Raw genomic sequence first — 22378 nt, forward strand, 5'->3', positions numbered from 1 at the left:
GCAGTCAGGTCCGGTGGTGGTGCTGTCAGCGGATCGGCTGTCGTGGATCGCGACGGTGTGGCGGGATGGTGTGGGCGCGGCGGCTATCCGCGGGGCCCAAGGACCATCACTCCGGTCTGCCAAGATTCGGTAAACCGAGAGTAATGAGATCTTTGCACGGCGTGAATACGAACGACAGGCCGGAGCGTTGGATTCACCTTTATGAGTGGAGGCCGGTCGGCTCGGGAACCCGACAGCCGGAAGGGCCGGCGAACGCCCAGCTCAGTGGGTGTCCGCCGGCCCTTCCGGGGGTGCTGCCGCAGCGCCTCGTCCGGCGGCAGCGGGTGGGGGATCAGACCCGGGCCGCGCCCAGCCCGGCCGTGCCGCGGTCCGCGGTGGCGCCGTCGGGTCCGAGCACGAACTCCGGGTCGACCTGCTCGGCGAGGTCCCGGCCCACCTTGGCGCTGCCCCAGCTCTCGGCGTTGCGCAGGTGGAAGTGGACCGCCTGAGCGGTGTACTTCCGCGGGTCCCGCAGCCCGAACGCGGCGTCCGCGGCGGCCTTCAGCTCCTCCAGGGTGCTGCGGTTGGCCGGCTCGAGCAGGCTCAGGGCGGGCTCGGCGCCCTGCTCCAGCCGCCGCACCCAGTCGGACTGTCCGAAGGTCGTCAGCAGGTCGTCGCCCACCTCCCGGCGTAGGAAGGCCAGGTCGTCCGGCCCCTGCACCTTGTTGCCGACGACCCGGAGGGCGACGCCGAAGTCGCGCGCGTACTCCTTGTACTGGCGGTAGACGGAGATGCCCTTCCGGGTCGGTTCGGCGACCAGGAAGGTGAGGTCGAAGCGGGTGAACAGGCCGGAGGCGAAGGAGTCCGAGCCGGCGGTCATGTCGGTGACCACGTACTCGTCCTGGCCGTCGACCAGGTGGTTGAGCAGCAGCTCCACCGCGCCGACCTTGGAGTGGTAGCACGCGACGCCGAGGTCCTCCTCGGTGAAGGCGCCGGTGGCCAGCAGCCGGACGGACCCCTCGTCGAGCGCGATCGGGCGGGCGCACACGGCGTACACCGGGTTCTCCTCGACGATCCGCAGCAGTCGCGAACCCCGGCCGGGGGGAGTGGTCTTGATCATCTCCTCCGCGGACCCGATGAGCGGGTTGTCGCCGCGCAGGTACTCCTTGATCTCCGGCAGGCGGGCGCCCAGCGAGGGGAGTCCGGCGGCCTGGTCGTCCGTCAGTCCGAGTGCCGGGCCCAGGTGTTGGTTGATGTCGGCGTCGACGGCGATCACCGGGCGGCCGGCGGCGGCCAGGTGGCGGATGAACAGCGCGGACAGCGTCGTCTTGCCGCTGCCGCCCTTGCCGACGAACGCGATCTTCATCTAGGGCTCCGGCTCTCGCTGCGGCGGCCGGCGCCGCCGAAGGGATGTTGGAAATCGTTATCGTCACCGATAGCGGTCATGCTAGCGGTGGTTTGGTACGCCGCGCGGGTGGGAACGCCGGATTGCCTCGATCGGGTGATGCCGGGGTTGCTGTGCGGGGGGTGGGGGGTGGTTCATTACCCTCGGGTACGTGAGCACTGGAACTGATCCCCTCGCCTCGCTGGCCGAGCTGCCCGGGGTGCCCGAGGCCGTCGCCGAGGTGCGCAAGGCCGTCGACCGGCTCTACGGCCACCGCGTGATGCGCCGCCGAGCCGGTGAGGTGACGTCGGAGGCGGCCATCCGCGGCGCCCGGGCGTCGGCCGCCCTCGACGGTGCCGACTGGCCGCTGGAGGAGATCCGGCGGCGCACCGACTTCGGCGGCGACGCCGAGGCCCGCACGGTGGGCGGTGCACTGCGGATCTCGGCCGAGGCCGGGCAGCTGCTGGGCGTGTGGCGGCACTCGCCGCTGCAGGTGCTGGCCCGGCTGCACCTGCTCGCGGTCGGCGACGCCGACCCGTCCGCCGGCCGTCCGCGGCGCGCGGGCGAGCAGGCGGGGCCGCTCTTCCCGGTCGAGCTGGCGGCCGCCGAGGGCTTCGACAAGTCGTTCGAGGGCGTGGAACTCCCGCCCGCGCCGGGCGCGGAGGAGGTCGCGGCGCGCCTCGACCAGCTGTCACACCTCCTGGCGTCCCGCGCCGAGGGCGCCGCGAACGGTGCGCCCGCCCTGGTGACGGCCGCGGTGGTGCACGGCGAACTGCTCGCGCTGCGCCCCTTCGCCTCCCACAACGGGGTCATCGCACGTGCCGCACAGCGCATCGTCCTGATCGCCGAGGGCCTCGACCCGAAGGCCATCTGCCCGGCCGAGGTCGGCCTCGCCGAGCTCGGCACCGCCTCCTACCGGGACGCCCTGGCGGGATACCTCAGCGGCACCGGCGACGGCATGGCGCGGTGGATCCGGCACTGCGGGGAGGCGCTCCGGCTCGGCGTCCGGGAGAGCACCGCGGTCTGCGAGGCGATGCAGCGCGGGATGGTCTGACCGTCCGACCATGTGACCGGCCGACGGCTCGGGGCGTCGGCCGGGTCGCTCGAACGGTCCGTGACATGCAGATGCGGCGGCACCTGGTCCTGCTCGGTGCCGCCGCTGGCACAGGGGCCGGGTTACCAAGCATGCACCGGAAGTGCCCATCAGGTGGGGATCTGGCCCGTTCACCTGGTGCGGCGGCCCGTCAGCGGGTCGGCTGCATGTGGGTGCCCAGCTGGCTGTGCGCGGTCCGTGGGCCTGAACTGCGTTGTCGGAACGACCCCTTAGGGTCCTGACCGGGTCTCGCGGGCCGTAAGTCCTTTCTATCGCGGATCGCCCCAAAGCGGAACCCGAAACAAGAACTTTTTCCCGTTTGTCTGATATGGCAACCGGCCTGGTCGGACGGGTCAGGCCACCGGTCGGCGCCGCCGTGCGGAGTACCAGAGCAGGCCCGCCGTGAGGGCTGCCGCGCCGACCGCGACGGCCAGCAGCACGGACCGGCTCGGAGCGCTGAACTCCGGCAGCCTGCTGCGGAGTTCGACCGGACGGTTGAAGACCAGCACCGGCCACTCGCGGGCCGCCGCCTCCTTGCGCAGCGCCCGGTCCGGGTTGACCGCGGACGGGTGGCCGACCGCCTCCAGCAGCGGGAGGTCGGTGGACGAGTCGCTGTAGGCGTAGGACTCGGCGAGGTCGTAGCCCTGCTCGGCGGCGAGCTCGCGGATGGCCGCCGCCTTGTTCTCGGCGTACGCGTAGTACTCGATCTCGCCGGTGTAGCAACCGTCCTCGACCTTGAGGCGGGTGGCGATGGCGTGGTCGGCGCCGAGCAGCCGGCCGATCGGCTCGACGACCTCCGAGCCGGAGCTGCTGACGATCACCACGTCGCGCCCGGCCGCATGGTGCTGCTCGATCAGCGAGGCGGCCTCCTCGTAGATGATCGGGTCGATCAGCTCGTGCAGGGTCTCCGCGACGATCTCGCGGACCTGCTGGACGTTCCAGCCGCGGGTCAGCGCCGACAGGTACTGCCGCATCTTCTCCATCTGGTCGTGGTCCGCGCCGCCGACCAGGAAGACGAACTGGGCGTACGCGCTCTTGAGCACGGCCCGACGGTTGATCAGGCCGCCCTGGTAGAAGGGCCGGCTGAACGCGAGCGCGCTCGACTTGGCGATGATCGTCTTGTCCAGGTCGAAGAACGCGGCCGTCCGCGGGGTTCCGTGGGGCGGGCTCGGAGCGGCCGGCCGGGCCGCGGCGTCCACCTCGTCCACATCGTCCGCCTTGTCCGTCGCGTCCGCTTCGCCGTCGGGCCCGTCCGGGCGGCCGGTGTCGGCGACCGGTCCCCCTTCGCCGCCCTCGGGCGCACCCTCGGCTGCGCCGTCGCCCGGTGCGGCGTCGGCGGCCGGCGTCTTTGCCCGGTCGGGGACGGCCGGCGGGGGCGCGTCGGGGGTGGTTGCGCGCCCCGAGTCGGGACCGGTGTCGACGGTGTCGGCGTTCTCGGTGGTGTCCACGGGACCGAGGATAGAGGGCGTGCCGAAACCCCCCGCCATTCGGCGTACTCGGTGGCGCGCGGGTTTGTGTTTCTGGCCGCTCGGGTACACCATGGAAGTCACGGATCGTTCGCGACCGTGCTAACCCGGTCCGGCTCCTCCCCCCCGAGTCGGGCCGTGGATAGACGACCCCCGCTCTCCCCCCCCGGCGGGGGTCGTCGCATGTCCGGGCCCGTTTCGCAGGGTAGTTGACACTCCCGGTGTCCACCCGGAACGGATCGGTGACCGCCCGGCCCGTTCGGCGCACGTCCGCCACCGCCACGCCGCCCATGTCACTGTCGGTAACTGATTCATCGGGAATCGCAGGACGCACAGAAGGCGCGTTCTCATGCCTCTCGCGTCAATTCTGCGATGCATTGCCCCCCGGGCGAGTGAAGCGAGTTATCCACAGCCACGAGTTGTCCACAGCGAATGCCGGGGGCGCATCCGAGGGCCGCCCGCTCCGCCACGGTGGTGCCCGGGCCGCCGCCGCACCCACCCGATCACCGGGCGGGCCGGCAGCCCCGCACCGGCCGCCGCACGTGCTCCACGCGCGCCGACCGGCCCGGACCACTCGGACACCGCCCGGCAGCACCGGGCGCCGCCCCTGGGGGAGACGCCATGTCGACACCCACCACCGATTCCCGCCCGACGGGCCGCCCCGCGCCGGCCGGCCCGCTGATCATCACCGCGGACGACGCCCTCGCCGACCACCTCGCCCGGATCTGCGCCGCGGCCGGTGTCGAACCACAGCTGGCCCGTGCCGAACCGCCGCGCGCGCTCTGGGAGGACGCGCCGCTCGTGCTCGTCGGCGACGACCTCGCCGAGTCGTGCTCCGGGCTGCCCCGGCGAGCCGGTGTGCTGCTGCTCGGGCTCGACCTCGACGACGGCAGCGTGTGGGTGCGGGCCGTGCGCCTCGGCGCCGAGCACGTGCTCTTCCTGCCCGACGCGCAGACGTGGCTGCTCGATCGGATCGCCGACGCGGCGGAGGGCGTCGGCCCGCCCGCGCTCACCGTCGGCGTGCTCGGCGGCCGCGGCGGTGCCGGTGCCTCCACCTTGGCCTGCGCGCTCGCCGTGACCGCGGCCCGCAGCGGCCACCGCACCATGCTGGTCGATGCGGACCCGCTCGGCGGAGGGCTCGACGTGCTGCTCGGCGGCGAGACCGCCGAAGGGCTCCGCTGGCCCGATCTCGCCGGCTCCCGCGGGCGGATCGGCGGGGCCGAACTCGCCGACGCGCTGCCGGAACTGCAGGGCCTCAGCGCTCTCTCCTGGGACCGCAGCGACTGCCTGGCCATCCCGCCCGAGGCGATGCGCAGCGTGCTCGCCGCGGCACGGCGCCGCGGCGGCCTGGTGGTGGTCGACCTGCCCCGCCACCTCGACCCCGCCGCCGCCCGGGCGTTGGAGCAGATCGACACCGCCCTGCTCGTGGTGCCCGCCGAACTGCGCGCCCTGGCCGCCGCGGACCGCGTGGCCGCGGCCGCCCGGATGCGGCTCACCGACCTGCGTGCGGTGGTCCGCGTGCCCGGCCCGGTCGGCCTTCCCGCCGCCGAGATCGCCCGCAACCTGCGGCTCGCCTTCGCCGGTGAGCTCCCGCCGGAGCCCGGGCTCGGCCTCGACGTCGAACGCGGAATGCCGCCCGGTCTGCGGGAACGCGGCCCGCTCGCCCGTTTCTGCAGCGGTTTCCTGAGCGAGGTCATGCCGCCGGTGGCCGCCGCGGGCGGTGCGTCATGACCGATCGTCTTCCGCGTCGGCGGCTGTCCGGCGGCCCGTGGGCCCAACCCGCGCAGCACCGCCGACGCCTCGGTACCGCCCTTCGGCTCGGCGGCGGTGGCTCACTGCGGACGGCCGCGGCCCTCCGCCCGGACGGACACCACCCCGGGCTCACGGCATCGGTCGGCCAGCGGACCCAGGACGACACCGCGCACGGCCGCGGAGCCCTGCTCGACGCCGTCCGCCTCCACCTGGCCGAGACCGGCGCCCTGCCCACCACCGGGTCCGTCGCCGCCGCACTGCGTGCCAACCTGCCGACCCTGGGCGGCGACGACGTGCTCGACACCGTGCGCGCGATCCAGGCCGAACTGGTCGGGGCCGGTCCGCTCCACGAGCTCCTCGACCGGCCCGAGGTGACGGACGTGCTCGTCAACGGGCCTGACGACGTGTGGATCGACTGCGGTCGCGGTCTGCAACGGGCGCCCGAGGTGCGCTTCCCTGACCGCGAGGCCGTCCGGCGGCTCGCCCACCGGCTGGCAACCGCGGCGGGCCGCCGACTCGACGACGCCATGCCCTGGGTGGACGCCCGCCTCCCCGACGGCACGCGGCTGCACGCCGTACTGCCGCCCATCGCCGCCGGCGGCTGCACCCACATCTCCCTGCGGATCTGCCGGGCGCGCCCGTTCACCCTGGACGAACTCGTCGCCGGCGGCACGCTCACCGGGCCCGGGGCCGACCTGCTCCGCGGTGTGCTCCGTGCCCGGTTGTCGCTGCTCATCAGCGGTGGCACCGGCTCCGGCAAGACGACACTGCTGGCCGCCCTGCTCGGACTCGTCGGACCGGACGAGCGGATCGTCGTCGTCGAGGACTCGGCAGAGCTCCGCCCGGACCACGCCCACGTGGTACGTCTGCAGAGCCGCCCGCCGAATCAGGAGGGACTGGGCGAGCTCACCCTCCGCGACCTCGTCCGGCAGGCCCTGCGGATGCGTCCGGACCGACTGGTCGTCGGTGAGGTCCGCGGCGCCGAGGTCGTCGACCTGCTCGCCGCACTCAACACCGGACACGACGGGGGGTTCGGCACCGTCCACGCCAACGCGGCCGCCGATGTACCGGCCCGCCTCGAAGCGCTCGGATCACTCGCCGGGCTCGACCGGCTCTCGCTGCACAGCCAGCTCCGGGCCGCCGTGGACCTGGTCGTCCACCTCGTCCGGGATCCGGCCACCGGGCAGCGGCGGATCGCCGAGCTCCACACCGTGGAGGGCGATGTCCGCGGCCTGGCCACCACCCGACCCGCCCTGCTCTTCCGGCCCGACGGCCGGTGCGCGACCGGGCCGGGCTGGGCCGCACTGCAGCACGCCTGCGCCGAGCGCGGGGTCGTCCTCGCGGGGAGGCCGGAATGACGCTCCGCCAATTGGAGGCCCTGTGGGGCCTGGCGCTCTGCGGGACGGCCGGGCTGGCGTGGTGGCTGCTCGAATCGGCCGTCGCCGGGCCGAAGCGCGGCCGGGCGGCATCCGGTGAGCGGAGGCGGCCGTGAGCGGGCCGTCGAGAGGGACGACGGCCTTCGCCGGCCCGCCGGCCGCGCATCCGGGCGGCACACTGCGGCACCGGGCCGGCCACGGGCGTGCCCACCGACTGCTCGGCACCACGGACGGGCACCCTTCCGGGCGCAGCGGAGCGGCCCTGCACGCAGCTGCCCGGCGCATGACGGCGGCCGGACAACGGCCGCGGTGGCTGATCCCCGAACTGGTCCTGCTGCCGATCGGGATCGCGGCAGGCCACGCCACCCGGTCCCCGGTCCCGTTCCTCGCCGCGGCCGTCGGGATCCTGCCCCTGCGGCGACTGCGCGCCCGGCGCCGGACGGTCGAGGAGGCACGCCGTCGTGCGGCGGCCGTGATCGAGCTGTGCACCGCCCTGGTCGGCGAGCTCCGCAGCGGCGCCACCGCCGAGTACGCCCTGCAGACCGTCATCGGCCGCGGGGCCGCGCTCCGGTACGGCCTCGGCGCCGAACCGTCCGCCCGGCTCGCGGCGGCCCGCTACGGGGCCGACGTTCCCGCCGCCCTCCGTCTGGTCGCCGAACTGCCGGGAGGCCGCGGCGCCGCAGCCGTGGCCGCCTGCTGGCAGGTGAGCGCCGACAGCGGTACCGGTCTGCTGGCCGGCCTGGACCAGCTCGGCGATGCCCTGCGGTCCGAACGCGCCCTCGCGGAGGAGGTGGCCGGTGAACTGGCCGGTTCTCGGGCGACGGTCGCGCTGCTGGCCGCGCTTCCCGTGTTCGCCCTCCTGCTCGGCACGGCCCTCGGTGCCCACCCGTTGTCGACACTGCTGCACACGCCGGCAGGGCTGGCCTGCCTCGCCGTCGGCGCCGTGCTGGAGACCACGGGACTCCTCTGGACGGCCAGGATCGTCAGGGCCGCCGAGGACGGTCCCCCGGCCGACCCGGACCGGGCAGCGGACGAGGACTGCGGGCGGAGTGCGGCGCGGTCTCCCTGCGGACTCACCCGCCGACGCGCGGACCACCAGGAACCTCCGAGGCGGCCGCACCCCGGCACCTCGGGGGAGGCGGTGGCCGGGTGACCGCCCTCACCGCGCTGGCCGCCGTACTGTCAGCCGTTTTCGCGGTGCCGGCACTCCTGCCCGGTCCGGCACGGCGGCGCGACCTCCGACGACGCCTGCGGCGCTGTCTGTCCGACCACCGTGTCAGCCGTCGCCCCGGCGACCGCCGCCGCTCCCGCCGAACACGGAGGCCGCCGCGCCGGCTGCCGGGCCGCGCCTGGTGCTTGCCGCTGGCCGTCGGCCTCGGTACGGCCGCCGCCGTGGGCGGAGCGGTGGGTCTCGTGGCCGGGGCCGGGGCGGCCGCGGCCGCCTACCGCTGGCTGCCCCGGCCCGTACCGGCAGCCGCGCGGCGGGCAGTGGCCGAGGAGGAGCGCCTGCTGCGCCAGTTGCCGCTCACCGCGGAGCTGCTGGCCGCCTGCCTCGGCTCGGCCTCCTCGCCCGGCCCGGCAGCCGCTGCCGTGGCGGCCGGCCTGGATTCCCCGATGCGTGACCGGCTGGCGGCGGCTGCCGCGCAACTCGCGCTGGGAGCACCGCCGGAGGTCTGCTGGGAGCAACTCGGGGCAACCAGCCCGGCCCTGGCGCCGCTGGCCCGCTGCATGGTCAGGACCAGCCGTAGCGGCACGCCGCCGGCTGCCGCGCTGAGCGGCCTCGCCCAGGCGCAGCGGGCCGCCGCAGCCCGGGCCGCCCACGCCAGGGTCCGACGCGCAGGCGTGCTCGCCACGGCTCCGCTCGGGCTCTGCTTCCTCCCCGCCTTCGTCCTGATCGGCATCGCGCCGATCGTCATGGGCCTCGCCGCCCTCTTCGCACACCGGATCTGACAACACGTCCGCCGAAGGCGCCGTCCCGTCCCCACCCGCCCCGGCTCGAACCGAGCCCTCCCAGAATGGAGTCTGCGATGTACCAGCCCACCGTCCGTCTGACCGGCCTCCCGTCCCCGACGGCCGACGCCACCGAGGCGGCCCCCGACCCGGCGGCCGCGGCGCCCCTGGTCCCGACCTCCGTGGCTCCGCCGCCCGGCCCTCGGAGCCGTCGAGCCCTCGGGCTCCGCAGACGGCTCGAACTCCGCCGACCGCTCGGGCTTCGCCGCACGGCCTTGGCCCGTGCGCGCCTCGCACGGCGTCTCGCCCGGCGCATCCGCGGTGCCGTGGTCGGCCCGCCGGACGCCGGTATGACCACGGCCGAGTACGCGATCGGCACGGTGGCGGCATGCGCCTTCGCCGCGATCCTCTACCGCGTGGTGACGAGCGGGACGGTCTCCGGGGCGCTCGGGGAACTGCTCGACAGGGCCCTCCATGCGGTCTGACCGCCGTCGGCGCGACCCGTCGCATCCGGGTGGACGGGGCAGGGCCGCGGCGGCCCGCAGCAGCAGGCCCCGCGACGCCGGGACGGCCACCGCCGAAACCGCGGTGGCGATGCCGGCCATGGTGCTGCTCATGGCCACGCTGATCTGGGGCCTCATCGCCGCCGCAGGCCAGATCCGCTGCGTCGACGCCGCCCGGATCGCGGCGCGGGCGGCTGCACGAGGGGACTCCGACGCGGCAGCGGCCGCCCGCGCGGCGGCTCCGCCCGGTGCGTCCGTCGAGATCGCCCGGGACGACGACACCGTGCGGGTCACCGTCGAGGCGCCCTTCCCCGCCCCCGGCCGGATCGGTGCGGCGTTGTCGGTCCGGCTGGGAGCCTCCGCGGTCGCCGCCCGCGAGGACGTGCCGAGCGGGGCGGAGGGCGGCACGCCATGGCCGTCCTGAGAAGGCGATCCGCCGCGTCCGGCCGTCCGCACGACCTGTCGCCCGAGCCGTCCCCCGATGCGGGCTCGGCCACCGTCTGGCTGCTCGCGCTGGGCATGCTCGGCTGCGCCGTGTTCGCCGTCGTGCTCGCGGTGGGAGCCACGGTGGCGGCCCGCCACCGTGCGGAGTCCGCCGCCGACTTGGCGGCGCTGGCAGCCGCCGAGCGCCTGCTGATCGACCCCGACGGGGGTTGCAGCCGCGCTGCCCGGATCACGGCGGCCCACGGCGCCTCCCTGGTGTCCTGCACCCCCGAGCCGGAGGAGGACGCCGTCGAGGTGGTCGTGGAGGTGGCGGCGGGTCACCTCGGTCTCCTGCCCGGGCCTGCCCGGGCGCGGGCCCGGGCAGGCCCGGTCTGGGCCCCGGCCAGTGGCGGAGACACCTCCACCTCCACCTCCGCCGACGGACCTGACGGACCCGAAGGACCCGCCGGCGCAGCCGGGGCGAGCAGGGCGGAACGGCCCGCTGCCGTCCGGGCGCGGCCGCCCACCCGGATCGACCGGTGGCAGCCGGCCCTACCGCGGCACCGCCCCGTCCGAGCCGCCCCCGACGGTCGGCGCCCCCGCGAGCAGCACGTCCAGCAGTCGGACTGCGGCCGCCTTGTCCAGCGGGTCGTTCCCGTTGCCGCACTTGGGGGACTGCACGCAGGACGGACAGCCGCGTTCGCACTCGCAGGCGGCGATGGCGTCGCGGGTGGCCGTGAGCCACTGCACGGCCCGGGTGTACCCGCGCTCGGCGAAGCCGGCTCCGCCGGAGTGGCCGTCGTAGACGAACACGGTGGGCAGGCCGGTGTCCGGGTGCAGCGGCACCGAGACGCCGCCGATGTCCCACCGGTCGCAGGTGGCGAACAGCGGCAGCAGGCCGATCGAGGCGTGCTCGGCGGCGTGCGCGGCACCCGGCAGCCGGTCGAACGGGATCTCGGCGTCGAAGAGCTGGTCCTCCGTCACCGACCACCACACCGCACGCGTCCGCAGTGTCCGCGGGGGCAGGTCGAGCTTGGTCTCGCCGAGGACCTCGCCGGTCGAGATGCGCTTGCGCAGGAAGCCCACCACCTGATTGACCACTTCGACCGAACCGAAGCTCAGCCGGGCCTCGCCCCACTCCTCGGACCTGTCGGTCGACAGCACGGAGATCGACGTGATGTCGCGGGCCGCCGTGGTGTAGGGCGGATCGGCCGCCTCCACCAGGGCGACGGAGGCCTCCAGGTCGAGGTCCCGCACCAGGTAGGTGCGTCCCCGGTGCAGGTGGACGGCGCCGGTGTGCACGGTGGTGTGCGCGGCTGCCGCGTCGACGGTGCCGAGCACCCGCCCGGTGGGGGCCTCCACGATCTGGACGGGGTTGCCGCCGCTGCCGCGCAGGTCGACCCCGTCCGCCGCCCGCTCCCGCCGGGTCCAGTACCAGGAGCCGTCCGCGCGTCGGCGGAGCAGCCCCCGCCGCTCCAGCACGGGGAGCAGCTGGGCGGTGGACGGCCCGAAGAGGTCGAGGTCGGCATCGGTGATCGGCAGTTCGGCCGCCGCGGCGCACAGGTGCGGAGCCAGGACGTGCGGGTTGTCCGGGTCGAGCACGGTCGCCTCCACCGGGTTGGCGAACAGCGCCTCCGGGTGGTGCACCAGATAGGTGTCGAGCGGGTCGTCACGGGCGATCAGCACCGCCAGCGCGCCCTGCGCCTCCCGGCCCGCCCGGCCGGCCTGCTGCCAGAGCGAGGCCCGGGTGCCCGGGTAGCCGGCCAGCAGGACGGCGTCCAGACCGGAGACGTCGACGCCGAGCTCCAGCGCGGAGGTGGAGGCGAGGCCGAGCAGGCGACCGGAGTGCAGGTCGCGTTCCAGCGCCCGTCGTTCCTCGGCCAGATAGCCGCCCCGGTAGGCCGCGACCCGCCCGGCCAGCGGGCTGCCCAGCAGGTCCTGCGCCTGGAGGGCGACCAGCTCGGCGGCCCGGCGGGAGCGGACGAAGGCGACCGTCCGCGTCCCGGACTCCACCAGGTCCGTGAGCAGGTAGCCGGCCTCCGCGGTCGCCGTCCGGCGGACGGGCGCGCCCTGCTCACCGACGTGCTCGGTCAGCGGCGGCTCCCACAGCGCGAACACCAGCGGGCCGCGCGGCGACGCGTCCTCGGTCACGGCCACCGCGGGCAGCCCGGTCAGCCGCTCGGCCGTCACGGCCGGTTCCGCGGTGGTGGCGGAGGCGAGCAGGAACGTCGGGTGGGACCCGTACCGCGCGCAGAGCCGCCGCAGCCGCCGCAGCACCTGGGCGACGTGCGACCCGAACACGCCGCGGTAGCTGTGGCACTCGTCGACCACCACGTACCGCAGCGCCTTGAGGAAGGAGGACCATCGTGCGTGCCCGGGCAGGATGCCGCGGTGCAGCATGTCCGGGTTGGTGAGAACGTACGAGGCGTACTGGCGCACCCACTCGCGCTCCTCGGGCGGGGTGTCCCCGTCGTACAGCGCGACCCGTACCCGTGGCGGCACGAGCTCGGCGGCCCGCCTGCGCTGGTCGGCCGCGAGTGCCTTGGTCGGGGCCAGGTAGAGCGCGGTCGCGCCGCGGCCGTTGCGGGCCTCGGTGCCGTCGAGCAGTGCACTCAGGACGGGTGCCAGGTACCCCAGGGACTTCCCCGAGGCGGTGCCGGTGGCGATCACCACGCTCCGCCCCGCCTGCGCCGTTTCCATCGCCTCCGCCTGGTGCGCCCACGGCTCGCGCACGCCGAGTCCGGCGGCGGCCTCCCGGATTTCCGGACGGATTCCCTCCGGCCAGGAGGAATGGCGCGCGGGGCGGGAGGGAAGGTGCTCCGTATGGGTGAGGCGGTCCGACCGGCCCCGGTTGGTGGACAGGGTCTTCAGCAGTGCTTCGGGCGCGGTGTGACGGGGCGGCATGAGGACCCAGTGTGTCACCGGCGTGACGGAGAATCGCCGCAAGCCATCGTGCGGGCATGGTCACAGGTGGTTCAATGAGGCCGTGACGGCCGCACGGCCGAGGGACGCACGCCGGTGCTGGTCAGCAGCGGCTTGCCTCGCCCGGCCTGCGACCACGCGGTGGCGGCCGCCCGGCCGAGGATCGCAATGACGTAGCCGCAATGACGTAGCAAGGCAAGGTGCTGGAGGTTCCGTGGACCTGTCCCTGTCGACCCGTACGGTCGGCGATCGCACGGTCGTCGAAGTCGGCGGCGAGATCGATGTGTACACCGCCCCCAAGCTGCGCGAGCAGCTTGTCGAGCTCGTCAACGACGGCAACTACCACCTCGTCGTCGACATGGAGGGCGTTGACTTCCTCGACTCCACCGGTCTCGGCGTGCTGGTAGGCGGGCTCAAGCGGGTCCGTGCGCACGAGGGTTCGCTCCGTCTGGTCTGCAACCAGGAGCGCATCCTGAAGATCTTCCGGATCACGGGCCTGACCAAGGTCTTCCCGATCCACAACTCGGTGGACGACGCCGTCGCCTCCACCGACTGATCGTCTTTCCCGCACCGGCGGGGCCGTGTCGCGGCCCCGCCGGTCCGGCGGGGCCGGTGGCGGCCCCGCGCCGTGGCGTGCGTGCACGTCACGGCCCACCAGGGAGCAACCCCGGAGGGGGAGGAATGGCAACCGTCGAACTTCGATTCAGCGCGCTTCCCGAGCACGTGCGCACGGCCCGGCTGGTGGCCGCCGCCGTGGCCAGACGTGCCGGGGTCGACGAGTCGGTGCTCGACGAGGTCCGCCTGGCCGTGGGTGAGGCCTGTTCGCGGGCCGTCGGCCTGCACCAGCGCGGGGCCGCCCACGGGGCGATCCGCGTCGCACTGATCGAGCAGGAGAAGCGTTTCCTCATCGAGGTCGCCGACGAGGCCGGCGACGCCTCCGTACCGTCCCCGGCTTCCGGCGAGAGCGCCGACCCCGGCGAGGACGCCCTCGGGCTGGCCGTGATCAGCGGCCTGGTGGAGGACGTCGAGGTCACCAACGGTGGCGAGGGCGGCCTGATCAGGATGAGCTGGCCGGTCTCCACCGCACCCGTCGCGGTCTGACTTCCCCGACCGCTCCTGCCGGAGGCGCGTAGGCGCCCGCATGCGGGGCGCACTCCCGGCATGCGCTGCCCGCGGCCATGCCCCTGTCCGCGGCCTCACCTCTGTCCGCCGGACCCCTGCCCGCCGGCCGGGCCCGTGACCGCCTGCCGCTGCCGCCGGGTCCCGCTGCGCCTGCGCGCGCATTGACAAATTGTTGAAGCGGGCTGTTTCCTGCTCCCGGCGCGACCGGTTCGGTACGAGAACGACGGGACGAGTGACACCTCCATGCGCATACACATCCTCTGGCCGGCCGGACAGGCGACGGCCGAGCTCCGGTCGACGCCCACCACGGAGAAGCTCTGGGCCGTGCTGCCGATCGACTCCACGGCCCGCACCTGGGGCGAGGAGGTCTACTTCGACGCCGGCGTGAGCCTGCCGAGGGAGCCGGACGCGGCACAGGTCGTGGACCCGGGCACGGTCGCGTTCTGGACGGACGGCGACAGCCTGGCGCTGCCCTTCGGTCCGACCCCGATCTCCCGCGACGGCGAGTGCCGCCTCGCGAGCCCCTGCAACCTGCTCGGGGCGCTGGACGGGGACCCCGGAGTGCTGCGCACGGTCCGTGACGGGGACGCGATCCGGGTCGAGCGGGCGTAAGGGGCGGTCGGCGGGCGGGTGGACGGCCGTGTAGGTTCGCAGATCGACGTCCGCGACCGAAAGGCACCCGGTGAACAAGCGACTGCTGACCGTCCCCGCGCTCGGCGCGCTGCTCGCGTTCGGCGCCGTCGCGTGCGGCGACGACGACGACACCAAGCAGCTCGACGGCTGGGCCAAGAGCGTCTGCGACGCCGCGCGGAGCCCGATCGCCCAGTCGCGGGTCGCCCTCGCCGACACCGCCAAGGTGACGCCAGGCGAGGCGCCGATAGCGCTGCAGAAGCGCCTCTCCGCGGACCTGGCCGAACTGGCCAAGTCCAACGCCGGGTTGGCGGACGCCGTCGACAAGGCCGGGGCTCCGAAGTCGAAGGACGGCGAGACGGCCCGGACGGACGCGGTGAACGAGCTCCGCAAGGCCGCGCAGGGCTACGTGGACGTCCAGAAGAAGCTGGACGCCTTGGCCACCGACGACCAGGCGAAGTTCGCGGACGGCCTGCGCAGCGTGGGCGACCAGGTCCAGCAGCTGGCCCAGCTCTCCACGCAGGGGCTGAACCGTCTGCAGACCGGTGAGGTGGGCGACGCGATGAAGCGGCAGCCCGGGTGCAAGGCGCAGGCCGTGGCGGACCCGGTGGCCACCGACACCGCGTCGGCGGGCACGGACCAGTCCGGCTCGGGCGGGACGGGGACGCAGTCCGGCGCACCCTCCGGCAGCTCTTCCGGCAACGGCTCCGGCAAGCCCTCGGCGAAGCCGTCCGGCAGCGCCTCGGGCGCGTCCACCGCGCCGTCCGCGGGCGCCTCGGCCCAGCAGGCCCAGAAGTCCGGTGCCGCCTCACCGAGCACCTCCGCCGGCTGACCGGCCAGGACCGGCCAGGACCGGCCACGACCGGGCCAGGGCAAGCCAGGACCAAGCAGGACCAAGCGGGACCGGCCGGATCGGGGTGCGTGCGCCGCGCGCACCCGCCGCGGCCGCACCCGTCACCGGCCGCGGTCGCGCGACAATGGCGTGGTGACCAACAGCCCTACGCCCGATCCCGTCCGCCTCGCCAGGCTCCGTGAGGCGCTGCTCGCCGCCCAGTACACGGCCGACGGCTGCCTCGACCTGCTCGGCCCCACCGCCTACGCCGCCCTCGCCCGCAGCGAGACGGTGCCCGCCCTGCGGGCGACCCGGGGCGGCAGCCCGCTGGAGACGCTGGTGCGGCTGTTCCTGCTGCAGCAGCCCGTGCCGCGCGCGGCCGCCGCGGCCGCACTCTCCGTGGAGGACTGCCTGGCCGACGGCTGGCTGACCGAGGACGGCGACCAGGTGCGGGCGACCGTCGACGTGCGCCCGTACGCCAACGAGGTGGCCGGGCTGCCGAGCGCCGACGCCTGGGTCGTCTCCGACCTCGGGTGCGCGGTGGGCGGCGCCGGCGGCATCGGCGCCGGGGAGAGCTCCGGCGGTGTGGCCCGCCGGGACCTGGTGCTCGGTGTGGGCGGCGCCTCGACCACCTTGGCCAACCTGGCGGTGCGGCGTCCCGTCCGGTCCGTCCTGGACCTCGGGACGGGCTCCGGGGTGCAGGCCCTGCACGCGGCGCGGCACGCCCAGCACGTCACCGCCACCGACCTCAACCCGCGCGCCCTGCGGTTCGCCCGGCTCACCCTGGCGCTCTCCGGTTTCGAGAACGCCCGGACCGCCGAGGGCAGCCTCTTCGAGCCGGTCGCGGACGAGAGGTTCGACCTGATCGTCTCCAACCCGCCGTTCGTGATCTCGCCCGGCAGCCGCTTCGTCTACCGGGACGGCGGCATGGCCGGTGACGACCTGTGCCGGAGCATCGTCCGCGGCGCCGCCGCGCACCTGGAGCCCGGCGGGTACTGCCAGCTGCTGGCCAACTGGCAGCACGTCAAGGGCGAGGACTGGCACGAGCGGCTGGCCGGCTGGGTGGCCGGTACCGGCCTGGACGCCTGGGTGGTGCAGCGCCAGGTGCAGGACATCGCCGAGTACGCCGAGCTGTGGCTGCGCGACGGCGGCGACCACCTCGGCCGGGGGGCCGACTACCGGGCGCGGTACGGGGAGTGGCTGGACGCCTTCGAGGCGGCGGGCGTCGAGGGCGTCGGCTTCGGCTGGATCACCCTGCGGGCGAGCGGTGCGGCCGAGCCGACCGTCCGGATCGAGGAGTGGCCGCACCCGGTCGAGCAGCCGCTCGGCCCGCACATCGAGGAGTGGTTCGCCCGTCAGGACTTCCTCCGTGCCCACGACGACGCTGCGCTGCTCGCGGCCCGTTACGTGCTCGCCGAGGAGGTGGTGCAGGAGCAGGTCGGGGCGCCCGGTGCGGAGGACCCGGAGCACGTGATCCTGCGTCACAACCGCGGCATGCGGCGGGCGACCAAGGTGGACACGGTCGGAGCCGGTTTCGTGGGCGCCTGCGACGGCAGCCTCGCTGCGGGCGACATCGTCGACGCCATCGCCCACCTGTTGGGGGAGGAGCGCGTGATGCTGCGGGACCGGGTCCCGGAGTCGCTGCGGCTGCTCACGGAGCAGGGTTTCGTCGCGCCGGTGGCGCCCTGACGGCCGGCGGATGACAGCCGACGGGGGCGGGGCGGCCGACCCGGTGCCGGCCGCCCCGCCCCCGTCGTCCAGCCCGCCCCGCCCCCGTCGTCCTGTCCGGCGGTGGTCCGTCGGCGTTCAGGGCGCCGTCACGGGTGGAACAGCTCGCTGATCTTGGTGATCCGGCCGGCGGAGTCGACCGTGACGTCGTAGTTGCCGCCGTAGCAGGAGTAGGGCTGGGGGACCTCGCGGTTGTGGGCGCAGTCCTCGGCGTGGGTGGCGAACTCGGCCAGCGGGACGGCCTTGGGCGACATCGTGCTGCTCATCGCGAACAGTTCCGCGGTGGCTCCCGGGGCGAAGGTGTAGGCGCCGGCCGCGCCGGTGGGCTCGTAGTAGCCGTCGTCGTCGATGTCGGGTCCGCAGACGAAGCGGGTCGGCGTCGCGGTGACCTTGGTGGCGGTGGCGGCCGTGACGTTGATGACCTTGTGGCCCGGACGCTGGGCGGCGGCCGTGCAGTCGGCTGCGGGCTTGCCGGAGCCGGAGGGCTTGGCGGTGGTGGTGCGGCCGGTGGAGGGCTTGCCGCTCGGCCTGGTGCTCGGCTTGGTGGTCGGGGTGGCGCTCCCGGTCGGCGCGGACGCCGCGGAGGACGACGGAGCGGCGGAGGCCGTGGTGCCGGTGCCCGGGGCGGCGGTGTCCGCGCCGGCGCCGTTCGGGTCGCAGGCGGTGAGGGCGAGCGTGGCGGCGCCCAGCAGGGCGGCGGTTGCGATCAGACGGCGTGCGGACATGGTGGTTCTCCCCCCGAGTTCGACCGGCGGGCTCCGGCCGAGGCGATGTGGTCCTGCTGTGGTGCCGCTACTGGTGTACCCCCTGCGAGCGCGGTGCGGGGCCTGCCGTAGCGGGGCTGTGACAGCCCGGGCCGAGCCGTTACGCGGGCGGCCTCCCCGTGACGTTCCGCGGGCCGTCGGCGGGACGCAGCCGACACAACGGGCCCCTCCGGCCACTCGGGCCCGTCCCCTCACCCGAGCCCCCTCACCCGAGCCCCCTCACCCGAGCCCCCTCGGCCTCGCCGGCCCGCCCCGCCGGCCCGCCCCGCCTCGCCTCGCCGGCCCGTCCCGCCGGGCCCGCGGCCGTCGCCACGCCGTCGAAGCATTGTCCACAGACCGTCGTTCACCTCTCCGCCCCCGGGATGTTCCCCGTCGTACGTCGAACGTCAGTCCGGGGTTGTCCGCGGGCTGCCAGGCTCCGTCCACAGGTTGTGGACGAGCGCGCTCGGGACGGCGCGCCGGGCCGATGGACTGAGGCCAGGGAGGGCGGGACGGTGGAGACGCCGACGGCGGTCGCGGCAGGAGCGGTTCTGACCTTCTTCGGCAGCGCACTGCTGCTGTGGTGCGCCGCCGAGTTGCGCCTTCGCCACCATCTGCGCCGTCACGGGATACCCGCGACCGCCCGCGTGGTCGCCGACGGGGATCCGTACGGCGAGCCCTACGGCGACACCTTCGGCGAGCTCGACAGCGCGCCGCTGCTCTCCTACACCGCGCTGCCGGAGGTGGAGGTCGTGTCGGTGCGCGGTGCGGCCGAGGCCGGGCGGGCCCGTGCCGTCCGGGCCGCCGAGACCGTGCTGGCGCGCCCCCGCGGGACGACCCCGCTGCGGCGTCCGGCCAGGCTGGTGCCCGGCGCCCTGGTGCAGGTCATGTACGACGCCCGGCGGCCGAGCCGGGTCGTGCTGGCCGGCACCGACCTGCTGCCGACGCTGGCCACCGACGTCTTCTGGGCGGTGCTCGGCACCGGCGCCCTGGCCGGCGGCCTCAGCCTGTTCGCCTCGCTCCTGGCCCGCTGAGAACGGCTGCCGTCGACGCGGACCCGGCCACCGGCCCGATCCCGCCACCGACCCGATCCCGCCGTCGGCGTGAACCCGGGGCCGGCGGGCCGAACCCGAAGAGGGCCCCGCCCGGGAGAACCCGCGAGGTGCGTGCGGTCCCTTCGTCCACGGCCGGCCCGGGCCCGTCGCCGTCGGCCGGGATACGTCCGGATCCGGCCTCCTCGTCGGCCGGCAACCCCCTCCGTGGGGCGCGCGGCCTCGTCGTCGGGTTACCGTTCGAGTGGCGTCGGTCGGCCTTGCCGGTGAAAAAGCGGGAACCGTCCGTTTGACAAGGGTGGCCAGGGTACGGTCACACTCCGCTGGTGGGGTCGTCGCACAGCGACAGCCCCGGACGGCGGAAGGACGGGCTGAGCGCCTCCCCCGCCGCCCGCGCCGCCAGCACAGATAACGACCGGGAGAGAAGAGCGAAGGTGTCCCCGAGCAGCGAGACCGCGCACGGCAAGCGACTCGTCATTGTCGAGTCGCCGGCCAAGGCCAAGACGATCAAGGGCTACCTCGGCCCCGGCTACATCGTCGAGGCCAGCGTCGGGCACATCCGGGACCTGCCCGGCACAGCCGCCGAGGTGCCGGACCGCTACACCGGCGAGGTCCGCCGGCTCGGTGTCGACGTCGACCACGACTTCGCCCCCATCTACGTGGTCAACGCCGACAAGAAGTCGCAGGTGACCAAGCTCAAGTCGCTGCTCGCGGAGTCCGACGAGCTCTTCCTCGCCACCGATGAGGACCGCGAGGGCGAGGCGATCGCCTGGCACCTGCAGCAGGTGCTGAAGCCCAAGGTGCCGGTGCACCGCATGGTCTTCCACGAGATCACCAAGGACGCCATCCAGGAGGCCGTCCGCAACCCGCGAGACCTCAACCAGCGCCTGGTCGACGCCCAGGAGACCCGCCGCATCCTCGACCGCCTCTACGGCTACGAGGTCTCGCCGGTGCTGTGGAAGAAGGTCATGCCGAAGCTGTCGGCGGGCCGCGTGCAGTCCGTCGCCACCCGGCTCGTGGTCGAGCGCGAGCGCGAGCGGATGGCCTTCCGCTCCGCCTCGTACTGGGACCTGGTCGGCACCTTCTCCACCGGCCGCACCGCGAGCGACGCCGCGAACCCGGAGAACTTCGGCGCCCGGCTGGTCTCCGTCGACGGCCGCCGGATCGCCACCGGCCGCGACTTCGGTTCCGACGGCCGGCTGCGCGACGCCGCCGCGGCCGCGAACACCCTGCACCTCGACGAGCAGGCCGCCCGGACGCTGGCCGCCGCGCTGGAGCAGACCGCGTTCGCCGTCCGCAGCGTCGAGTCCAAGCCCTACCGCCGCTCGCCGTACGCGCCGTTCCGCACCACCACCCTCCAGCAGGAGGCCAGCCGCAAGCTGGGCTTCGGTGCCAAGCGGACGATGCAGGTCGCGCAGAAGCTGTACGAGAACGGCTTCATCACCTACATGCGCACCGACTCCACCACGCTGTCGGAGACGGCGGTCGCCGCCGCCCGCGCCCAGGTCACCCAGCTCTACGGCGCCGACTACCTGCCGGACGCGCCGCGCGTCTACGCCAGCAAGGTCAAGAACGCGCAGGAGGCGCACGAGGCGATCCGCCCCTCCGGCGACCGCTTCCGCACGCCGGCCGAGACCGGCCTGTCGGGCGACGACTTCCGGCTGTACGAGCTGATCTGGATGCGCACCGTCGCCTCGCAGATGAAGGACGCCGTCGGCCAGTCCGTCACCGTCCGGGTCGGCGGCCGCTCCGCCGACGGCCGGGACGCCGAGTTCTCCGCCTCCGGCAAGATCATCACCTTCCACGGCTTCCTCAAGGCCTACGTCGAGGGCGCCGACGACCCCAACGCCGAGCTCGACGACCGCGAGCGCCGGCTGCCCCGCGTCACCGAGGGCGACCCGCTGGCCGCCGACCGGCTCAACCCGGAGGGCCACGCGACCAAGCCCCCGGCGCGCTACACCGAGGCCTCGCTGGTCAAGGAGCTGGAGGACCGCGAGATCGGCCGCCCCTCCACCTACGCCTCGATCATCGACACGATCATCAACCGCAAGTACGTCTTCAAGAAGGGCACGGCGCTCGTCCCGTCCTTCCTCTCCTTCGCCGTGGTGAACCTGCTGGAGAAGCACTTCGGCCGGCTCGTCGACTACGACTTCACCGCCAAGATGGAGGACGACCTCGACCGGATCGCGGCCGGCCAGGCCGAGTCCGTGCCGTGGCTGAAGCGCTTCTACTTCGGCGAGGGCGAGGGCGCCGGCACCGCCGCGGGCAGCGCCGCCGAGGCCGGCAACGGCGACGGCGACCACCTCGGCGGCTTGAAGGAGCTCGTCACCGACCTCGGCGCGATCGACGCCCGGGAGATCAGCTCCTTCCCGCTGAGCGAGGAGATCACCCTGCGGGTCGGCCGCTACGGCCCGTACGTCGAGAAGGCCTCCGCCGTCGAGGGCGAGCAGGGACAGCGCGCCGACATCCCCGACGACCTGCCGCCGGACGAGCTCACCGTCGAGCTCGCCGAGGAGCTGCTGGCCAGGCCCAGCGGCGAGCGCGCGCTCGGCACCGACCCGGGGAGCGGCAACCCGCTGGTCGCCAAGGACGGCCGCTACGGCCCGTACGTCACCGAGGTGCTGCCCGAGGGCACCCCGAAGACCGGCAAGAACGCGGTCAAGCCGCGCACCGCCTCGCTCTTCAAGACGATGTCCCTGGACACCGTGACCCTCGAGGACGCGCTGCGCCTGCTCTCGCTGCCCCGCGTGGTCGGCACCGACCCCGAGGGCAACGAGATCACCGCGCAGAACGGCCGGTACGGCCCGTACCTCAAGCGCGGCACCGACTCCCGGTCGCTGACCAGCGAGGACCAGCTGCTCACCATCACCCTGGACGAGGCGCTGGCCGTCTACGCCCAGCCCAAGCAGCGCGGGCGCGCGGCCGCCGCCGCCCCGCTCAAGGAGCTCGGCACCGACCCGGTCAGCGAGCGCCCTGTGGTCGTCAAGGACGGCCGTTTCGGGCCGTACGTCACCGACGGCGAGACCAACGCGACGCTCCGCAAGGACGACGACGTCGAGACGATCACCCCGGAGCGCGGCTACGAGCTGCTCGCCGAGAAGCGCGCCCGCGGGCCGGTGAAGAAGACGGCCAAGAAGGCACCCGCGAAGAAGGCCGTGGCCAAGAAGACGGCGGCGAAGAAGACCGCCGTGAAGAAGACGGCCGCCGCCAAGACCACGGCGGCCAAGAAGACCACCGCCAAGACGGCCGCCAAGAAGACCGCCACCAAGGCGACGGCCACCGGGGCCGCGGCGGCGAAGAGGTCCGCGGCCGCGCCCGACGAGGACTGAGCCGGCCTGCACCACGCGACCTGCGCCACGCGGACCCGCACCCTTGGGGTGCGGGTCCGCGGTGCGTCACAACCGTGTCATGACCGGCTTCCGG

At 74.5% G+C, this 22378-nt stretch carries 19 protein-coding genes and 1 pseudogene; 16 read left to right on the forward strand and 4 right to left on the reverse strand.

The window, feature by feature from the left end; genetic code table 11:
- Window positions 1–331 precede the first annotated feature (331 nt).
- The gene (locus AB0442_RS13310; protein ID WP_366162673.1) at window positions 332–1345 is read right to left on the reverse strand and encodes an ATP-binding protein; all 1014 of its coding nucleotides are present in this window, start codon (window positions 1343–1345) and stop codon (window positions 332–334) included.
- A gap of 190 nt (window positions 1346–1535) precedes the next feature.
- Between AB0442_RS13310 and AB0442_RS13315 the strand changes: the two genes are divergently transcribed.
- Window positions 1536–2417: an oxidoreductase gene (locus AB0442_RS13315; RefSeq protein ID WP_366162674.1), complete on the forward strand. Its 882-nt coding sequence runs from the start codon at window positions 1536–1538 to the stop codon at window positions 2415–2417.
- A gap of 392 nt (window positions 2418–2809) precedes the next feature.
- Here AB0442_RS13315 and AB0442_RS13320 read toward each other — a convergent pair whose 3' ends face one another.
- A complete protein-coding gene (locus AB0442_RS13320) occupies window positions 2810–3655 on the reverse strand; it encodes an HAD-IB family hydrolase (RefSeq protein WP_366162753.1) in 846 nt (281 codons plus the stop codon).
- A gap of 888 nt (window positions 3656–4543) precedes the next feature.
- On the opposite strand from AB0442_RS13320, the gene ssd reads away from it, so the two are divergent.
- From ssd to AB0442_RS13360, 8 genes and pseudogenes are all read left to right on the forward strand, one after another.
- Window positions 4544–5653 (forward strand): septum site-determining protein Ssd, encoded by a 1110-nt coding sequence (ssd, locus tag AB0442_RS13325; protein ID WP_366162676.1) that lies wholly within the window; start codon window positions 4544–4546, stop codon window positions 5651–5653.
- Window positions 5650–7032 carry a TadA family conjugal transfer-associated ATPase gene (locus AB0442_RS13330; RefSeq protein WP_366162678.1) on the forward strand — a complete coding sequence of 461 codons (1383 nt, stop codon included), beginning with the start codon at window positions 5650–5652 and terminating at the stop codon, window positions 7030–7032. The genes ssd and AB0442_RS13330 overlap by 4 nt, the downstream gene beginning before the upstream one ends.
- Window positions 7029–7166 (forward strand): hypothetical protein, encoded by a 138-nt coding sequence (locus tag AB0442_RS13335; protein WP_363540966.1) that lies wholly within the window; start codon window positions 7029–7031, stop codon window positions 7164–7166. Before AB0442_RS13330 ends, AB0442_RS13335 begins: the two co-directional genes overlap by 4 nt.
- Window positions 7167–7333: 167 nt before the next feature.
- On the forward strand, window positions 7334–8203 hold the full coding sequence (locus AB0442_RS13340) for a hypothetical protein (RefSeq protein ID WP_366162680.1): 870 nt from the start codon (window positions 7334–7336) through the stop codon (window positions 8201–8203).
- 239 nt (window positions 8204–8442) lie between these two features.
- The gene (locus AB0442_RS13345; RefSeq protein WP_366162681.1) at window positions 8443–9000 is read left to right on the forward strand and encodes a type II secretion system F family protein; all 558 of its coding nucleotides are present in this window, start codon (window positions 8443–8445) and stop codon (window positions 8998–9000) included.
- A 314-nt stretch (window positions 9001–9314) separates the two neighbouring features.
- A complete protein-coding gene (locus AB0442_RS13350) occupies window positions 9315–9485 on the forward strand; it encodes a DUF4244 domain-containing protein (RefSeq protein WP_359985211.1) in 171 nt (56 codons plus the stop codon).
- A gap of 103 nt (window positions 9486–9588) precedes the next feature.
- On the forward strand, window positions 9589–9927 hold the full coding sequence (locus AB0442_RS13355; RefSeq protein ID WP_366162754.1) for a TadE family type IV pilus minor pilin: 339 nt from the start codon (window positions 9589–9591) through the stop codon (window positions 9925–9927).
- Window positions 9915–10304 (forward strand): annotated as a pseudogene (locus AB0442_RS13360) (Rv3654c family TadE-like protein); the annotation flags it as partial. The gene AB0442_RS13355 and the pseudogene AB0442_RS13360, both read left to right, overlap by 13 nt.
- A 174-nt stretch (window positions 10305–10478) precedes the next feature.
- Here the strand turns inward: AB0442_RS13360 and AB0442_RS13365 are convergent.
- Window positions 10479–12830, reverse strand: coding sequence for a DEAD/DEAH box helicase (locus AB0442_RS13365; protein WP_366162683.1), 2352 nt, complete (start codon window positions 12828–12830; stop codon window positions 10479–10481).
- A gap of 232 nt (window positions 12831–13062) precedes the next feature.
- On the opposite strand from AB0442_RS13365, the gene bldG reads away from it, so the two are divergent.
- The 5 genes from bldG to AB0442_RS13390 all read left to right on the forward strand — a co-directional run bounded on the left by bldG (window position 13063) and on the right by AB0442_RS13390 (window position 17121).
- On the forward strand, window positions 13063–13404 hold the full coding sequence (bldG, locus tag AB0442_RS13370) for an anti-sigma factor antagonist BldG (protein ID WP_030272780.1): 342 nt from the start codon (window positions 13063–13065) through the stop codon (window positions 13402–13404).
- A 125-nt stretch (window positions 13405–13529) separates the two neighbouring features.
- Entirely contained in the window at window positions 13530–13949 is a 420-nt protein-coding gene (locus AB0442_RS13375) for an ATP-binding protein (protein ID WP_366162684.1), read from the forward strand.
- Between the two features lie 264 nt (window positions 13950–14213).
- Window positions 14214–14582, forward strand: coding sequence for a cyclophilin-like fold protein (locus AB0442_RS13380; RefSeq protein WP_366162686.1), 369 nt, complete (start codon window positions 14214–14216; stop codon window positions 14580–14582).
- A 70-nt stretch (window positions 14583–14652) separates the two neighbouring features.
- The gene (locus tag AB0442_RS13385) at window positions 14653–15432 is read left to right on the forward strand and encodes a hypothetical protein (protein ID WP_366162688.1); all 780 of its coding nucleotides are present in this window, start codon (window positions 14653–14655) and stop codon (window positions 15430–15432) included.
- A gap of 153 nt (window positions 15433–15585) precedes the next feature.
- Window positions 15586–17121: a methyltransferase gene (locus AB0442_RS13390; protein ID WP_366162689.1), complete on the forward strand. Its 1536-nt coding sequence runs from the start codon at window positions 15586–15588 to the stop codon at window positions 17119–17121.
- A 128-nt stretch (window positions 17122–17249) separates the two neighbouring features.
- Here AB0442_RS13390 and AB0442_RS13395 read toward each other — a convergent pair whose 3' ends face one another.
- Entirely contained in the window at window positions 17250–17885 is a 636-nt protein-coding gene (locus AB0442_RS13395; protein WP_366162690.1) for a hypothetical protein, read from the reverse strand.
- A gap of 533 nt (window positions 17886–18418) precedes the next feature.
- Between AB0442_RS13395 and AB0442_RS13400 the strand changes: the two genes are divergently transcribed.
- On the forward strand, window positions 18419–18937 hold the full coding sequence (locus AB0442_RS13400) for a DUF3592 domain-containing protein (protein WP_366162692.1): 519 nt from the start codon (window positions 18419–18421) through the stop codon (window positions 18935–18937).
- Window positions 18938–19389: 452 nt separating this feature from the next.
- Window positions 19390–22284, forward strand: a complete 2895-nt coding sequence (gene topA / locus AB0442_RS13405; RefSeq protein ID WP_366162693.1) for a type I DNA topoisomerase — start codon at window positions 19390–19392, stop codon at window positions 22282–22284.
- Window positions 22285–22378 lie beyond the last annotated feature (94 nt).

Source organism: Kitasatospora sp. NPDC085895 (genome assembly GCF_040702125.1).
Taxonomy (GTDB): Bacteria; Actinomycetota; Actinomycetes; order Streptomycetales; family Streptomycetaceae; genus Kitasatospora; species Kitasatospora arboriphila.

Bases quoted from the DNA above. Each gene is read 5' to 3' on its own strand.
- AB0442_RS13310 (WP_366162673.1), bottom strand. From the start codon at position 1,345: ATGAAGATCGCGTTCGTCGGCAAGGGCGGCAGCGGCAAGACGACGCTG.
- ssd (WP_366162676.1), top strand. From the start codon at position 4,544: ATGTCGACACCCACCACCGATTCCCGCCCGACGGGCCGCCCCGCGCCG.
- AB0442_RS13330 (WP_366162678.1), top strand. From the start codon at position 5,650: ATGACCGATCGTCTTCCGCGTCGGCGGCTGTCCGGCGGCCCGTGGGCC.
- AB0442_RS13335 (WP_363540966.1), top strand. From the start codon at position 7,029: ATGACGCTCCGCCAATTGGAGGCCCTGTGGGGCCTGGCGCTCTGCGGG.
- AB0442_RS13340 (WP_366162680.1), top strand. From the start codon at position 7,334: ATGACGGCGGCCGGACAACGGCCGCGGTGGCTGATCCCCGAACTGGTC.
- AB0442_RS13365 (WP_366162683.1), bottom strand. From the start codon at position 12,830: ATGCCGCCCCGTCACACCGCGCCCGAAGCACTGCTGAAGACCCTGTCC.
- AB0442_RS13375 (WP_366162684.1), top strand. From the start codon at position 13,530: ATGGCAACCGTCGAACTTCGATTCAGCGCGCTTCCCGAGCACGTGCGC.
- AB0442_RS13380 (WP_366162686.1), top strand. From the start codon at position 14,214: ATGCGCATACACATCCTCTGGCCGGCCGGACAGGCGACGGCCGAGCTC.
- AB0442_RS13395 (WP_366162690.1), bottom strand. From the start codon at position 17,885: ATGTCCGCACGCCGTCTGATCGCAACCGCCGCCCTGCTGGGCGCCGCC.